Source organism: Pseudomonas sp. FW305-25 (assembly GCF_017351415.1).
GTDB classification, from domain to species: domain Bacteria; phylum Pseudomonadota; class Gammaproteobacteria; order Pseudomonadales; family Pseudomonadaceae; genus Aquipseudomonas; species Aquipseudomonas chlororaphis.
Window position 1 is genome coordinate 145,447 of the sequence record NZ_JACNDE010000002.1, and the last position, 15,063, is coordinate 160,509.

At 62.8% G+C, this 15,063-nt stretch carries 13 protein-coding genes; 10 read left to right on the forward strand and 3 right to left on the reverse strand.

Annotation, left to right across the window (positions count from 1 at the left end):
- Nucleotides 1–138: 138 nt before the first annotated feature.
- On the reverse strand, nucleotides 139–921 hold the full coding sequence (locus J4E58_RS03005; RefSeq protein ID WP_087089771.1) for a thermonuclease family protein: 783 nt from the start codon (nucleotides 919–921) through the stop codon (nucleotides 139–141).
- 41 nt (nucleotides 922–962) lie between these two features.
- Entirely contained in the window at nucleotides 963–1,181 is a 219-nt protein-coding gene (rpmE, locus tag J4E58_RS03010; protein ID WP_007925855.1) for a 50S ribosomal protein L31, read from the reverse strand.
- A 169-nt stretch (nucleotides 1,182–1,350) separates the two neighbouring features.
- Here rpmE and J4E58_RS03015 point away from each other — a divergent pair, with 169 nt between their 5' ends.
- The 10 genes from J4E58_RS03015 (at nucleotide 1,351) to J4E58_RS03060 (ending at nucleotide 14,181) form a co-directional block, all read left to right on the forward strand.
- On the forward strand, nucleotides 1,351–3,570 hold the full coding sequence (locus J4E58_RS03015; protein ID WP_087089769.1) for a primosomal protein N': 2,220 nt from the start codon (nucleotides 1,351–1,353) through the stop codon (nucleotides 3,568–3,570).
- Between the two features lie 195 nt (nucleotides 3,571–3,765).
- A complete protein-coding gene (argS, locus tag J4E58_RS03020; protein ID WP_087089766.1) occupies nucleotides 3,766–5,502 on the forward strand; it encodes an arginine--tRNA ligase in 1,737 nt (578 codons plus the stop codon).
- 1 nt (nucleotide 5,503) lies between these two features.
- Nucleotides 5,504–6,223, forward strand: coding sequence for an SPOR domain-containing protein (locus tag J4E58_RS03025; protein ID WP_007925864.1), 720 nt, complete (start codon nucleotides 5,504–5,506; stop codon nucleotides 6,221–6,223).
- Between the two features lie 211 nt (nucleotides 6,224–6,434).
- Nucleotides 6,435–6,965, forward strand: coding sequence for an ATP-dependent protease subunit HslV (hslV, locus tag J4E58_RS03030; protein ID WP_003186641.1), 531 nt, complete (start codon nucleotides 6,435–6,437; stop codon nucleotides 6,963–6,965).
- Nucleotides 6,966–7,022: 57 nt separating this feature from the next.
- A complete protein-coding gene (gene hslU, locus J4E58_RS03035) occupies nucleotides 7,023–8,363 on the forward strand; it encodes an ATP-dependent protease ATPase subunit HslU (RefSeq protein WP_007925868.1) in 1,341 nt (446 codons plus the stop codon).
- Between the two features lie 79 nt (nucleotides 8,364–8,442).
- Nucleotides 8,443–8,820 carry a gamma-butyrobetaine hydroxylase-like domain-containing protein gene (locus J4E58_RS03040; protein WP_007925870.1) on the forward strand — a complete coding sequence of 126 codons (378 nt, stop codon included), beginning with the start codon at nucleotides 8,443–8,445 and terminating at the stop codon, nucleotides 8,818–8,820.
- A gap of 258 nt (nucleotides 8,821–9,078) precedes the next feature.
- Nucleotides 9,079–10,758 carry a class II poly(R)-hydroxyalkanoic acid synthase gene (gene phaC, locus J4E58_RS03045; protein ID WP_087089764.1) on the forward strand — a complete coding sequence of 560 codons (1,680 nt, stop codon included), beginning with the start codon at nucleotides 9,079–9,081 and terminating at the stop codon, nucleotides 10,756–10,758.
- A gap of 96 nt (nucleotides 10,759–10,854) precedes the next feature.
- On the forward strand, nucleotides 10,855–11,712 hold the full coding sequence (phaZ, locus tag J4E58_RS03050; protein ID WP_007925872.1) for a poly(3-hydroxyalkanoate) depolymerase: 858 nt from the start codon (nucleotides 10,855–10,857) through the stop codon (nucleotides 11,710–11,712).
- Between the two features lie 108 nt (nucleotides 11,713–11,820).
- Nucleotides 11,821–13,503, forward strand: a complete 1,683-nt coding sequence (phaC, locus tag J4E58_RS03055; protein WP_087089762.1) for a class II poly(R)-hydroxyalkanoic acid synthase — start codon at nucleotides 11,821–11,823, stop codon at nucleotides 13,501–13,503.
- Nucleotides 13,504–13,560: 57 nt separating this feature from the next.
- Nucleotides 13,561–14,181: a TetR/AcrR family transcriptional regulator gene (locus tag J4E58_RS03060; protein WP_053259349.1), complete on the forward strand. Its 621-nt coding sequence runs from the start codon at nucleotides 13,561–13,563 to the stop codon at nucleotides 14,179–14,181.
- Nucleotides 14,182–14,256: 75 nt separating this feature from the next.
- Here J4E58_RS03060 and J4E58_RS03065 read toward each other — a convergent pair whose 3' ends face one another.
- Entirely contained in the window at nucleotides 14,257–15,060 is an 804-nt protein-coding gene (locus tag J4E58_RS03065; protein ID WP_087089760.1) for a phasin family protein, read from the reverse strand.
- Nucleotides 15,061–15,063: the final 3 nt, after the last annotated feature.

Below are 15,063 nucleotides of genomic sequence, written 5' to 3' on the forward strand. Positions count from 1 at the left end.
ACGCGTGTCGCAAAGTCCCTACAAGACTGACCAGTCACCCCTGTCAAGGCCCGCAGGCTACGACTTTGGGCCAAGAGCCACGGAACACAAGGGGTAGACTGTTCACAATCGAAATAAAAAATGTCTACAATTTTTTATTTATTGAACCAGCTGGAACATTCCGGGATGGGTCAACGGCAACATCCAGCGCGCCTGACCCGATTTCAAACCACCCTTGCGTGAACGGTCGAGCACCCAGCCGCGCGCCTCGATCTGCCGCCCCGGCAGGCGATCCAGCTGCACGCCATCGAATTGGCCAAGCAGATTGGGTGCAATGCGCAATACAACCGAATCCTGCAATTCGATCCAGACACCGCCCCGATTGCGTTGCACCTTGCTCACCCGACCACTGAGCAGCGCAAATCCGGAGGCCTTTATCTGATCCGCTTTCAGTACAGACGATTGCCGCCACAGCCCCAGCCGGGCCTGCCGGGCGCTACGCTCGGCGGCTTGCTGGCAGTTGAACAAATCGACGTTCGGCACGACCGCCACCTGGTAGCCCAGGCCTTCGGCAAGCAATTGCGCCTCAAGGTTGGCGCCATCGGCACCATAGACATGGGCCAGGGTCCGCCCATAGTGATCCCTGCTTTCCCGACCGGGAAGCAGGCCGACCCGACCGTTGCTGGCCTTCACCAGCGCCTGCAGGCGCTGGCGGGCGGCAACCGCGAAGGGCTCGTCGGTGCGGCCTTTCTTGCCCAGTTCCGGCGCATTGAGGCCGATCATGCGCACGCTGCGGCCATCGACGAGACGCAAGGTGTCGCCATCGACCACCCGCTGGACCTGCACAGAGGCCAGCCCGACCGGCGCCGGGCAGAACGCCTGGGCACTGGAGAGCCAAATCGCGGACACAAAAAAGGCGCCCGCAAGGGACGCCTTTTTCATCAGCGAGGAGAAGCTGAAACAGCTTTCCAGACCGATCAGCCTTAGGCCTTTTTCGCGCCGAAAGCGCCGAAACGGTCGGCGAACTTCTGAACGCGGCCGCCGGTATCCAGAGTCTTCTGCTTACCGGTGTAGAACGGGTGGCATTCGTTGCAAACGTCGATCGCCAGCGGCTTAGCGAAGGTCGAACGAGTTTCGAACTTGTTGCCGCAGCTGCAGGTTACGGCAACTGCTGGGTATTCTGGATGGATATCGGCTTTCATGGTGTCTTCCTCAGGCTAGCGTGCCGCCACCCAACACTATTGTTGAATACCGCACGTAATTAGGCCGCGGATTCTACCAGACCTTTGCGATCACGCAAGCTGTCCCTTGCACCGACCGTCTGCTAGGCTCCGGGCCTTCTTCACCGCCCGTTCAATGAGATTTCCCCGCGTGCCCGACGCCATTTTGCGCCTCGCCCTGCCCTCCCCCCTGCGCCGCCTGTTCGATTACCGGGCCCCTGCCGGCGTACTGCGCGCCCAGCTGCATCCGGGCATGCGCCTGCGAGTGCCGTTCGGTCGCCGGGAAATGATCGGCATCCTGGTCGAGGTCACGGACAGCAGCGAAGTCCCGGCCGAGAAACTCAAACCGGCACTGGCCCTGCTGGACGCCACCCCGCCGCTGCCGCCCGCGCTGTTCAAGCTGTGCCTGTGGACCGCGCAGTACTACCAGCACAGCCTCGGCGACACCCTGAGCTGGGCGCTGCCGGTCCTGCTGCGCCAGGGCGAGCCGGCCGAGGCTCGGCAGGAACGCTTCTGGTCGGTCAGCCCCGGCGCCAGTCTCGACGACCCTCGCATCGCCCGCGCCCCACGCCAGCGCGAAGCCCTGGCGACCCTGGCCCAGCACCCTCACGGCGTCGCCCATCAGTTACTGAGCAAGCTGATGCTGAGCAAGGACAGCCTGGACCTGTTGCTGGCCAAGGATCTGGTGCAGGTGGAAGTCCGTCGGCACGCCCCGGGCGAACGCCACGAACATTGGCTGGCCCAGCCGGAACTGCCACTCAACAGCGAACAGCGCGCCGCCTATGAGGCCATCCGCTCCGGCTTCGACAGCTATCACGCCTTCCTGCTGGCCGGGGTCACCGGCAGCGGCAAGACCGAAGTCTATCTGCAGCTGATCCGCGAAACCCTGGAAGCCGGCAAGCAGGCGCTGGTGCTGATCCCGGAAATCAATCTCGGCCCGCAGACCCTGGCGCGCTTCGAACAACGTTTCAACGCCCGCATCGCCCTGCTGCACTCGGCGGTCAACGACCGCGAGCGCCTGGATGCCTGGCTGGCGGCCCGCGACGGCGAGGCCGACATTATTATCGGCACCCGCTCGGCACTGTTCACGCCGATGAAGAACCCCGGGCTGATCATCATCGATGAAGAACACGACGGCTCCTATAAACAGCAGGAAGGCCTGCGTTACCACGCCCGCGACCTGGCCCTGGTCCGCGCCCGCCAGGAAAACATCCCTATCGTGCTGGGCTCCGCCACCCCGTCGATGGAAAGCCTGCACAACGCCTACACCGGCCGTTATGGCCTGTTGCGGCTGAACGAGCGGGCCGGTGGCGCCAAGCAGCCACGCTTCCTGCGCCTGGATGTGAAGAGCCGGCCGCTGGACAGCGGCATTTCCGGCCCCATGCAACAAGCCATCGGCCAGACCCTGGCGGCAGGCCAGCAGGTGCTGGTGTTCCTCAATCGCCGTGGTTTCGCGCCGACCCTGCTGTGCCACGACTGCGGCTGGATGTCCGAGTGCGAACGCTGCGACGCGCGGATGACCGTGCACCAGCGCTACGGCGAACTGCGCTGCCACCACTGCGGTCACTCCGAGCGCGTGCCGCGGCATTGCCCGAAATGCGGCAAGGTCGACCTGCGCCCGGTCGGCGCCGGCACCGAGCGCGCCGAGGAGCGGCTGGCAATCCTGTTCCCGGACTACCCGGTGCTGCGGGTCGATCGCGACAGCACCTCGCGCAAGGACGCGATGAACCAGTTGTTCGCCACCATCCAGAAGGGCCAGCCCTGCATCCTCGTGGGCACCCAGATGCTCGCCAAGGGACACCACTTCCCGCGGGTGACCCTGGTCTCGATCCTCGATGCCGACGGCGGCCTGTTCTCCGGCGACTTCCGCGCCAGCGAGCGCATGGCGCAGCTGATCGTCCAGGTGGCTGGCCGCGCCGGGCGGGCCGAAGAGCCGGGCAAGGTGATCATCCAGACCCACCTGGCCGACCATCCGCTGTTGGTGCAGCTGACCGAGCAGGGTTACTTCGCCTTTGCCGAACAGGCCTTGAGCGAACGCCGCGCCGCCGGCCTGCCGCCGTTCGCCCATCTGGCGCTGCTGCGCGCCGAGGCGCACAAGCCGGGACAGGCCGAAGGCTTCCTCGACGAAGCCTGCGGCGAGGCCGAGCGCTTGCTGGCCGAGATGAACCTGGGCGGTATCGAATTGCTGGGGCCGGTACCGGCGCCCATGGAACGCCGCGCCGGGCGTTATCGCGCGCAACTGCTGTTACAGGCCAATGCCCGGGCGCCGCTGCACAAGCTGCTGAGTCACTGGCTGCTGGTGCTGGAACAGATGCCCAGCGGGCGCCAGGTACGCTGGTCGCTGGATGTTGACCCTGTGGACCTGTATTGATAGAAAAACCGCCATCTTGGGCAAGCACGCTTCTGTAGGAGCGAGCGGGCGGCGATCCGGCTTGCCCGCGATAAGGCCCGAATAGCCACCGCACAGCCGGCTATAGTTGGCAAGCCCGTCTTCGCAACGGATAATGCCCAGTTTTTCCACCTGCGCATCGAAGCGCCGCCGCGCCAGCGGTTGAAAGAGAAGACCATGAAAGACACCATTCGCCAGCTCATCCAGCAAGCCATCACCCAACTCGTCACCGAAGGTGTGTTGCCAGAAGGCCTGACGCCGGCGATCCAGGTAGAAAACTCCCGCGACAAGACCCACGGCGACTTCGCCAGCAACATCGCCATGATGCTGGCCAAGCCGGCCGGCATGAAACCACGCGACCTGGCGGAAAAGATCATCGCCGCCCTGCCCGCCGACGAACAGGTCAGCAAGGCCGAGATCGCTGGCCCCGGCTTCATCAATTTCTTCCAGAACACCCAGGCCCTGGCCACCCGCCTGGATGCCGCCTTGTCCGACGCCCACCTCGGCGTGCGCAAGGCCGGCGCATTGCAGCGCACCGTGGTCGACCTGTCGGCACCGAACCTGGCCAAAGAGATGCACGTCGGCCACCTGCGCTCGACCATCATTGGCGACGGCGTGGCGCGGGTCCTGGAGTTTCTCGGCGATACCGTGATCCGCCAGAACCATGTGGGCGACTGGGGTACCCAGTTCGGCATGCTGATGGCCTACCTGCAGGAAAACCCGATCACTAGCGACGAGCTGTCGGACCTGGAAAACTTCTACCGCGCCGCCAAGCAGCGCTTCGACGAATCCGAAGAGTTCGCCGACCGTGCCCGCGGCCTGGTGGTCAAGCTGCAGGCCGGTGACGCGGACTGCCTGGAACTGTGGACCAAGTTCAAGGACATCTCCCTGTCCCACTGCCAGAAGATCTACGAACTGCTGAACGTCAAACTGACCATGGCCGACGTGATGGGCGAAAGCGCCTACAACGACGACCTGATCAACGTGGTCAACGACCTCAAGGCCAAGGGCATGCTGGTCGAGAGCAACGGCGCCCAGTGCGTGTTCCTCGACGAATTCAAGAACGCCGAAGGCGAGCCGCTGCCGGTGATCATCGTCAAGGCCGACGGCGGCTACCTGTACGCCACCACCGACCTGGCCGCCGTGCGCTACCGCAGCGGCAAGCTCAAGGCCGACCGCGCACTGTACTTCGTCGACCAGCGCCAGGCCCTGCACTTCCAGCAAGTGTTCGCGGTGGCCCGCAAGGCCGGCTTCGTGACCCACCCGATGGACATGGAGCACATGGGCTTCGGCACCATGAACGGCGCCGACGGCCGTCCGTTCAAGACCCGCGACGGCGGCACCGTGAAGCTGATCGACCTGCTGACCGAAGCCGAAGAGCGCGCCTACAGCCTGGTCAAGGAAAAGAACCCGGAGCTGGCCGAGGCCGATCTGCGCAACATCGCCAAGGTGGTGGGCATCGACTCGGTGAAATACGCCGACCTGTCCAAGCACCGCACCAGCGACTACAGCTTCAACTTCGACCTGATGCTGAACTTCGAAGGCAACACCGCGCCTTACCTGCTGTACGCCTACACCCGCGCCGCCGGTGTGTTCCGCAAGCTGGGCAAGGACTTCAGCGAAGTGCAGGGGCAGATCACCCTCGAAGCCGCCCATGAGCTGGAGCTGGCGGCCAAGCTGGCGCAGTTCGGCGAAGTGCTGAACGGCGTGGCCGACAAGGGTACGCCGCATATCCTGTGCACCTACCTGTACGACGTGGCCGGGCTGTTCTCCAGCTTCTACGAGAACTGCCCGATCCTCAGTGCCGAATCGCCGACGCAGATGCAGAGCCGCTTGCGCCTCACCGAGCTGACCCGTCGTACCCTCAAGCAAGGTCTGGAATTGCTGGGCCTGAAAGTTCTGGAGCAAATGTAAGTTGGCTGCCAAGAAAAAACCTGCACCCAAGCGTGGCGCCAGCCGTTACCAAGCTCCTGCGAAGCAACCGATTCCGGGTTGGTTGTGGATGGCCATCGGCCTGGCCGTGGGCGCCTTCATCGTGTTCCTGATGAAGCTGGAGCCAGGCAAGGGCGGTGACAGCGTCAAGCGCGAGCGGCTGGAGCAACAGAAAACCACCAAGATCGCCGAGGCCAACAAGACCCCGCCGAGCCCACAGCAACCGGTGAAGCCGAAGTACGACTTCTACACCCTGCTGCCGGAATCGGAAGTGATAGTGCCGCCGGAAGCGGTGCCGGAAAAAACCCTGCCAACACCGCAGACCGCGCCGGTGGTTCCGACCACGCCGGTGACCCCGGCGGAAGCGGCGAAGATCGATACCGCGCGAGCCCAAGCCGCCCTGGCCGGCATCACCCCGCCGCCCGCACCACCGGTGGCGCAGGTGGCGAAGGCCGCGCCTGTGACCAGGTTCTTCCTGCAGGCCGGTTCGTTCCGCAAGCAGACCGATGCCGACAAGGTCCGCGCGCAGATCATCCTGCTGGGGCAATCGGTGTCCGTCGAGTCCGGCACCGTCAAGGACGAGACCTGGTACCGCGTACTGGTCGGCCCGTTCAGCAACCGCGAACAGCTGACCACCGCGCAGAAGCAACTGGCCGGCGCCGGCTTCAGCAACCTGCTGTTACAACAGCGCCAGAGCCGCTAAGACGGCCGATCGCGAGCAAGCTCGCTCCTACAAGGCCTGCGCCAAACCTGTAGGAGCGAGCTTGCTCGCGATGACGTCCTCATTGACACCGCCTCCCCCAGCAGCAAAGACCGCTCGTCCCACAACCCCCACCGCAGTTGAAAAACCCCGCGTCACCCCCATATGAGTTCCCATCAGGGCATTTTCGCCCCGCAGCGTGGAGACTCTCCCCTTGACCACCATCGTTTCAGTCCGCCGCCACGGCAAAGTCGTCATGGGCGGCGACGGCCAGGTTTCCCTCGGCAACACCGTGATGAAAGGCAACGCGAAAAAAGTTCGTCGCCTGTATCACGGCCAGGTCATCGCCGGCTTTGCCGGGGCCACCGCTGACGCCTTCACCCTGTTCGAACGCTTCGAAGGCCAGCTTGAGAAGCATCAGGGGCATCTGGTACGCGCCGCCGTCGAACTGGCCAAGGAATGGCGTACCGATCGCTCCCTCAGCCGCCTCGAAGCCATGCTCGCGGTCGCCAACAAGGACGCCTCCTTGATCATCACCGGCAACGGTGACGTGGTCGAGCCGGAAGACGGCCTGATCGCCATGGGCTCCGGCGGCGCCTACGCCCAGGCCGCGGCCAGCGCCCTGCTGAAGAAAACCGACCTGTCGGCCCGCGAAATCGTCGAAACCGCCTTGGGCATCGCCGGCGACATCTGCGTATTCACCAACCACACCCAGACCATTGAGGAGCAGGATCTCGCGGAATAAGCCTGTTTCGGCCATCGCGCCACGGCATTCATTCTTGCTTGAGGACCGCCAATTACTATGCCCATGACTCCCCGCGAAATCGTCCACGAACTCAACCGTCATATCATCGGCCAGGACGATGCCAAGCGCGCCGTCGCCATCGCGCTGCGTAACCGCTGGCGCCGCATGCAGCTGCCTGAGGAGCTGCGTGTCGAAGTGACCCCGAAGAACATCCTGATGATCGGCCCGACCGGTGTCGGCAAGACCGAGATCGCCCGGCGCCTGGCCAAGCTGGCCAACGCTCCGTTCATCAAGGTCGAAGCGACCAAGTTCACCGAAGTCGGTTATGTCGGCCGCGACGTTGAATCGATCATCCGCGACCTGGCCGATGCCGCGATCAAACTGTTCCGCGAACAGGAAATGACCCGCGTGCGCCACCGCGCCGAAGATGCCGCCGAAGAACGCATCCTCGATGCCCTGCTGCCGCCGGCGCGCATGGGCTTCAGCAACGAGGACGCCGCCCCGGCCCAGGACTCCAACACCCGCCAGCTGTTCCGCAAGCGCTTGCGCGAAGGCCAGCTGGACGACAAGGAAATCGAGATCGAAGTGGCTGAAGTCAGCGGCGTCGACATTTCCGCGCCACCGGGCATGGAAGAGATGACCAACCAGCTGCAGAGCCTCTTCGCCAACATGGGCAAGGGCCAGCGCAAGAACCGCAAGCTCAAGATCAAGGACGCGCTCAAGCTGATCCGCGACGAAGAAGCCAGCCGCCTGGTCAACGATGAAGAACTCAAGGCCAAGGCCCTGGAAGCGGTCGAACAGCACGGCATCGTGTTCATCGACGAAATCGACAAGGTTGCCAAGCGCGGTAACTCCGGTGGCGTCGACGTATCCCGCGAAGGCGTCCAGCGCGACCTGCTGCCGCTGATCGAAGGCTGCACCGTCAACACCAAGCTGGGCATGGTCAAGACCGACCACATCCTGTTCATCGCTTCCGGCGCGTTCCACCTGAGCAAGCCGAGCGACCTGGTGCCCGAGCTGCAAGGCCGCCTGCCGATCCGCGTCGAACTCAAGGCGCTGTCGCCGGAAGACTTCGAGCGGATTCTCAGCGAGCCTCACGCCTCCCTGACCGAGCAATACCGCGAGCTGCTGAAAACCGAAGGCTTGGTCATCGAGTTCCAGGCGGACGGTATCAAGCGCCTGGCGGAGATCGCCTGGCAGGTCAACGAGAAGACCGAGAACATCGGTGCCCGCCGCCTGCACACCCTGCTCGAGCGCTTGCTCGAAGAGGTGTCGTTCAGCGCCGGCGACCTGGCCAGCGCCCACAACGAAGAGCCGATCCGCATCGACGCCGCCTACGTCAACAGCCACCTGGGCGAATTGGCGCAGAACGAAGACCTGTCCCGCTACATCCTCTAAGCGGCAAGCCATAAGCTTCAAGCTGCAAGTTGACCGCCGTCATCTTGTAGCTTGCGGCTTGCAGCTTTAAGCTGCCCCCATGACCAGACTTCCCACCGCCATCAACCTGCACAAAGCCTCGAAGACCCTGACGCTGACCTACGCGCCAGACGAGGTCTATCACCTGCCCGCCGAATTCCTGCGGGTGCACTCCCCCTCCGCCGAGGTCCAGGGCCACGGCAAACCCATCCTGCAGTTTGGCAAGATCGGCGTCGGCCTGACCAAGGTCGAACCGGCCGGTCAGTACGCACTGAAATTGACCTTCGACGACGGGCATGACAGCGGCCTGTTCACCTGGGACTACCTGTACCAGTTGGCGGTGCGTCAGGACGATCTGTGGAAGGATTATCTTGCCGAACTTCAAGCAGCCGGAAAGTCCCGCGATCCAAATGAGTCTATCGTCAAGCTGATGCTCTAGATCAGACCTCTGAAGCTTTAGAGGGCATTTTCTAGATTCATCTGTTTGAATGCTGGGCTGCATGGCCAACGATTGGCCTGCTTGCGAAAAAAATTAAACTCGGGTAACCAATGGAGCTGGCAAGTTCCCTGCAGTGTTCTCTGAACAAAAAAGCAGTAATGCAGAATCAACGGTCACCCGAGCAGTAGTACCTGGCATCTTTGCTGTGTGACTACACAGCAGGTCCGGTACTCGTCTCAGGACAATGGAGCGTCGTAGATGAGTAACAAGAATAACGATGACCTGAAACGCCAAGCCTCGGAAAACACTCTGGGCCTGAATCCGGTCATCGGTTTACGTCGGAAAGATCTGCTTACCTCTGCTCGTATGGTGCTGACCCAGGCCATCAGACAACCGCTGCACAGCGCCAAACATGTGGCCCATTTCGGCGTCGAATTGAAGAACGTGATGTTCGGAAAATCGACGCTGCAACCGGAGAGCGATGACCGTCGCTTCAACGATCCGGCCTGGAGCCAGAACCCACTGTACAAGCGTTATCTGCAAACCTACCTGGCGTGGCGCAAGGAGCTTCACGACTGGATCGGCCAGAGCAACCTCTCCGAACAGGACATCAGTCGCGGCCACTTCGTCATCAACCTGATGACCGAGGCCATGGCGCCGACCAACACCGCCGCCAACCCCGCGGCGGTCAAACGCTTCTTCGAAACCGGCGGTAAAAGCCTGCTCGATGGCCTCTCCCATCTGGCCAAGGACCTGGTGCACAACGGCGGCATGCCGAGCCAGGTCAACATGGACGCCTTCGAGATCGGCAAGAACCTGGGCACCAGTGAAGGCGCAGTGGTGTTTCGCAACGACGTGCTGGAACTGATCCAGTACCGCCCGGTGACCGAACAGGTGCACGAGCGCCCGCTGCTGGTGGTGCCGCCACAGATCAACAAGTTCTATGTCTTCGACCTCAGCCCGGACAAGAGCCTGGCGCGCTTCTGCCTGCGCAACGGCTTGCAGACCTTTATCGTCAGTTGGCGCAACCCGACCAAGGCGCAGCGCGAGTGGGGCCTGTCGACCTACATCGAAGCGCTGAAAGAAGCGGTCGACGTGGTCACCGCCATCACCGGCAGCAAGGACGTGAACATGCTCGGTGCCTGCTCCGGCGGCATCACCTGCACCGCGCTGCTGGGGCACTACGCAGCCCTGGGCGAGAAGAAGGTCAATGCCCTGACCCTGCTGGTCAGCGTGCTCGATACCACCCTCGATACCCAGGTGGCGCTGTTCGTCGACGAGCAGACCCTGGAGGCCGCCAAGCGTCACTCCTATCAGGCCGGCGTGCTGGAAGGCCGCGACATGGCCAAGGTCTTCGCCTGGATGCGGCCCAACGACTTGATCTGGAACTACTGGGTGAACAACTACCTGCTGGGCAACGAGCCGCCGGTGTTCGACATCCTGTTCTGGAACAACGACACCACCCGGTTGCCCGCGGCCTTCCACGGCGACCTGATCGAAATGTTCAAAAACAATCCGCTGATCCGCCCCAACGCACTGGAAGTGTGCGGCACGCCGATCGACCTGAAGCAGGTCACCGCCGACATCTTCTCCCTGGCCGGCACCAACGACCACATCACCCCGTGGAAGTCCTGCTACAAGTCGGCCCAGCTGTTCGGCGGCAAGGTCGAATTCGTCCTCTCCAGCAGCGGGCATATCCAGAGCATCCTCAACCCGCCAGGCAACCCCAAGTCGCGCTACATGACCAGCGAAGAGATGCCGGCCAGCGCCGACGTCTGGCAGGAAAACTCGACCAAGCACACCGACTCCTGGTGGCTGCACTGGCAGGCCTGGCAGGCGGAGCGTTCGGGCAAACTGAAAAAGACGCCGAGCATTCTCGGCAACAAGGCGTATCCAGCGGCCGAGGCGGCGCCGGGTACTTATGTTCATGAACGTTAGCCGATAGCAAGCCTGTAGGATCGAGCCGCTTGCGAGCATGCGGCTGCGCAAGCGACTCTCTCCTACAGGCAACGATTCCACCAACAGGGCCAAGGCATGCCTCAACCGTTCATCTTTCGCACCGTCGACCTGGATGGCCAGACCATCCGCACCGCGGTACGCCCAGGCAAGCCTCACTTGACACCCTTGCTGATCTTCAATGGTATCGGCGCCAACCTGGAGCTGGTGTTTCCATTCGTCCAGGCTCTGGACCCGGACCTGGAAGTCATCGCCTTCGACGTACCGGGCGTGGGTGGCTCCTCGACGCCGAGCCGCCCCTACCGGTTTCCCGGCTTGGCCAAGTTGACCGCGCGCATGCTCGATTACCTCGACTATGGGCAGGTCAATGTGGTCGGGGTGTCCTGGGGCGGGGCACTGGCCCAGCAGTTCGCCTACGACTACCCCGAACGCTGCAAGAAACTGGTGCTGGCCGCCACCGCCGCAGGCGCCTTCATGGTGCCGGGCAAACCCAAGGTGCTGTGGATGATGGCCAGCCCACGGCGCTACATCCAGCCCTCCCATGTGATCCGCATCGCCCCCCTGATCTACGGCGGCTCGTTCCGCCGTGATCCCAACCTCGCCGCCGAACATGCCAGCAAGGTCCGCTCGGCGGGCAAGCTGGGCTACTACTGGCAATTGTTCGCCGGCCTCGGCTGGACCAGCATCCACTGGCTGCACAAGATCCACCAGCCGACCCTGGTGCTGGCCGGCGACGACGACCCGCTGATCCCACTGATCAACATGCGCATGCTGGCGTGGCGCATTCCCAATGCCCAGCTACACATCATCGACGACGGGCATCTGTTCCTGATTACCCGGGCCGAAGCCGTGGCGCCGATCATCATGAAATTCCTCGAGGAGGAACGACAACGGGCAGTGATGCACCCGCATCCGACGCCGTTCAGCGGTACGTAGCAAAAAGCGTCTGCCGACAGGATCGTCGCGCGCGCAGGATGGTTCAGGACCGACTATGGTGTTTGTCTTGGTGTGCTTGTTGATGGCTTGACGAAGGAGTGTTGAAGCATGCGAGACAAACCAACGGCGGGCTCGCTGCCCACGCCCGCCACCTACATCACTGCCCAGAGTGCCATCACCGGTCTGCGTGGCCGTGACTTGTTGTCGACTCTGCGCAGCGTGGCCACTTATGGCCTGCGCAACCCGGTGCACAGCGCCCGCCATGCCTTGGCGCTAGGTGGCCAATTGGGCCGTGTACTACTGGGCGAAACACTGCACAAACCCAACCCCCAGGACAGCCGGTTCTCCGATCCGACCTGGAGCCTGAATCCGTTTTACCGACGCGGCCTGCAGGCCTATCTCAGTTGGCAGAAGCAAATCAAAAACTGGATCGACGACAGCGGCATGAGCGCGGACGACCGGGCCCGCGCGCACTTTGCCTTCAGCTTGCTCAACGATGCGGTGGCACCGTCCAACACCCTGCTCAATCCGCTGGCGATCAAGGAAATCTTCAACTCCGGCGGCAACAGCGTGATCCGCGGCATCGGTCATCTGGTCGACGACCTGCTGCATAACAACGGCCTGCCCAGCCAGGTCGCCAAACAGGCCTTCGAGGTCGGCAGGAGCTTGGCCACCACCCCCGGTTCGGTGGTGTTTCGCAACGAGCTGCTGGAACTGATCCAGTACAAGCCGATGAGCGAAAAACAGTACGCCCGCCCCCTGCTGATAGTGCCGCCGCAGATCAACAAGTTCTATATCTTCGACCTCAGCCCCACCAACAGCTTCGTGCAGTTCGCCCTGAAAAACGGCCTGCAAACCTTCATCATCAGCTGGCGCAACCCCGATGTCCGGCATCGCGAATGGGGCCTGTCGAGCTATGTCGAGGCCGTGGAGGAAGCCATGAATGCCTGCCGGGCGATCACCGGCAGTCGTGACGTGAACCTGATGGGTGCCTGTGCCGGCGGCCTGACCATTGCCGCCCTGCAAGGCCACCTGCAAGCCAAGCGACAACTGCGTCGGGTCTCCAGCTCCACCTACCTAGTCAGCCTGCTGGATAGCCAGCTGGACAGCCCGGCGACCCTGTTCGCCGACGAACAGACCCTGGAGGCAGCCAAGCGCCGCTCCTATCAACGCGGCGTGCTGGACGGTCGCGACATGGCCAAGGTGTTCGCCTGGATGCGGCCCAACGACCTGATCTGGAATTACTGGGTCAACAACTACTTGCTGGGCAAAGAGCCGCCCGCGTTCGACATCCTCTACTGGAACAACGACAACACCCGGCTGCCGGCTGCCTTTCATGGCGATCTGCTGGATTTCTTCAAGCACAACCCGATGAGTCATCCCGGGGGCCTGGAAGTGTGCGGCACGCCAATCGACCTGCAAAAGGTCACGGTCGACAGCTTCAGCGTCGCCGGCATCAACGACCACATCACCCCCTGGGATGCGGTGTATCGCTCAACCCTGCTGCTGGGCGGCGACAAGCGCTTCGTGCTGTCCAACAGCGGGCATGTGCAGAGCATCCTCAACCCGCCGAGCAACCCCAAGGCCAACTACGTCGAAAACGGCAAGCTCAGCAGCGACCCGCGAGCCTGGTACTACGACGCCAAGCACGTCGACGGCAGTTGGTGGACGCAATGGCTGGAGTGGATCCAGCAGCGTTCCGGTGCCCAGCGCGAAACCCTGATGACCCTGGGTAACCAGAATTACCCACCGATGGAGGCGGCGCCTGGCACCTACGTGCGCGTCCGCTGAATTTCCCCGCGCCGCGGCCCTAGGGTCGCGGCCTGACTGAACAACCAAGAAGACTGGATGAAAACCCGCGACCGAATACTCGAATGCGCCCTGCTGCTGTTCAATCACAAGGGCGAACCCAATGTCTCGACCATGGAAGTTGCCAACGAAATGGGGATCAGCCCCGGCAATCTCTACTACCACTTTCACGGCAAGGAGCCGCTGGTCCTCGGGTTGTTCGAGCGCTTTCAGAATGAGCTGGCGCCCCTGCTCGATCCGCCCGCCGATGTGCACCTGGCTCCCGAAGACTACTGGCTGTTCCTGCACCTGATCGTCGAGCGCCTGGCGCACTACCGCTTCCTGTTCCAGGACCTGTCCAACCTGGCCGGACGACTGCCGAAGCTGGCCAAGGGAATTCGCAACCTGCTCAACGCCCTGAAGCGCACCCTGGCCTCGCTGCTGGCCAGGCTCAAGGCTTCGGGCCAACTGGTCAGCGATACCCAGGCACTGGGGCAACTGGTGGAACAGATCACCATGACCCTGCTGTTCTCGCTGGACTATCAGCGCATTCTCGATCGCGAGGGCGAGGTACGGGTGGTGGTCTACCAGATCATGATGCTGGTGGCGCCGCACCTGTTGCCACCGGCGAAACTGGCCACCGAGCAGATGGCCCTGCGTTACCTCGACGAGCACGATTGACCGGCGCCGCAAGAGCCCCACGAACAAAAACGCCCGACCTTTGCAGGCCGGGCGTTTTTGTATGCCCCGAAAAACTCAGGACTGACTGGTTGGCGTCGCGGGTGCTGGCGCGGCAGTCGGGGTGACGGCAGGGGTTGGCGCCACTGCGGAGTTCGCAGGGCTGACCGGTGCTGCCGGCTTGGCGGCAACCGCAGGCTTCGGTGCAGCGGCCTTGGGTGCTGCCGGTTTCTTCACTGCTGGTTTTTTCGCTGCCGGTTTCGCGGCGGGTTTGGCAGCCGGCTTGGCGGCTACTGGCTTGGCGGCAGGTTTTGCAGCCGGCTTGGCCGCCGCAGTTTTGGCTGCCGGTTTCGCCGCAGGCTTGGCTGCTGTCTTGGCCGGAGCCTTGGCTGCCGGCTTGGCCGCTGCTTTAGCCAGAGGCTTGGCAGCTGGTTTGGCCGCTGCAGTCTTGGCCGCGATTGGAGCCACCTTGGCGCCTGTGAGTTTTTCGATCTGTTTGGTCAGGGTGTCGACCTTGCTGTGCAGCGCCTTGACTTCATTGCGGCTAGGCACGCCCAGACGCGAAATGGCACTGTTCAAACGCTTGTCGAATGCACCTTCCAGCTCGTCCCACTTGCCCAGCGCGCGGTCCTTGACGCCACTGATGCGCGATTTTGCCGAGCTCGCGGAGTCCTTGGCGGCGTCGACTTTCTTGCCGACAGCGCTTTTGGTGAGCTTCTCGGCTTTCTCGCCATCCTTGACCAGCGACTCGAAAAGCTTGCTGCCGTCAGTGTCGATTTTCGAGTACACGCCTAAACCAGCAAGCCAGATTTTACGGGAGTAGTCTTCGACCTTCCCGATCCACGAGCTGCCTTCTTTTTCAGTATTCTTTTTACCAGCCATCCC

Coding starts and splice junctions, on each gene's coding strand:
- argS (WP_087089766.1), top strand. CDS start 3,766: ATGAAAGACACCATTCGCCAGCTCATCCAGCAAGCCATCACCCAACTC.
- J4E58_RS03060 (WP_053259349.1), top strand. CDS start 13,561: ATGAAAACCCGCGACCGAATACTCGAATGCGCCCTGCTGCTGTTCAAT.
- phaC (WP_087089762.1), top strand. CDS start 11,821: ATGCGAGACAAACCAACGGCGGGCTCGCTGCCCACGCCCGCCACCTAC.
- J4E58_RS03040 (WP_007925870.1), top strand. CDS start 8,443: ATGACCAGACTTCCCACCGCCATCAACCTGCACAAAGCCTCGAAGACC.
- hslU (WP_007925868.1), top strand. CDS start 7,023: ATGCCCATGACTCCCCGCGAAATCGTCCACGAACTCAACCGTCATATC.
- J4E58_RS03065 (WP_087089760.1), bottom strand. CDS start 15,060: ATGGCTGGTAAAAAGAATACTGAAAAAGAAGGCAGCTCGTGGATCGGG.
- phaC (WP_087089764.1), top strand. CDS start 9,079: ATGAGTAACAAGAATAACGATGACCTGAAACGCCAAGCCTCGGAAAAC.
- phaZ (WP_007925872.1), top strand. CDS start 10,855: ATGCCTCAACCGTTCATCTTTCGCACCGTCGACCTGGATGGCCAGACC.
- J4E58_RS03005 (WP_087089771.1), bottom strand. CDS start 921: ATGAAAAAGGCGTCCCTTGCGGGCGCCTTTTTTGTGTCCGCGATTTGG.
- rpmE (WP_007925855.1), bottom strand. CDS start 1,181: ATGAAAGCCGATATCCATCCAGAATACCCAGCAGTTGCCGTAACCTGC.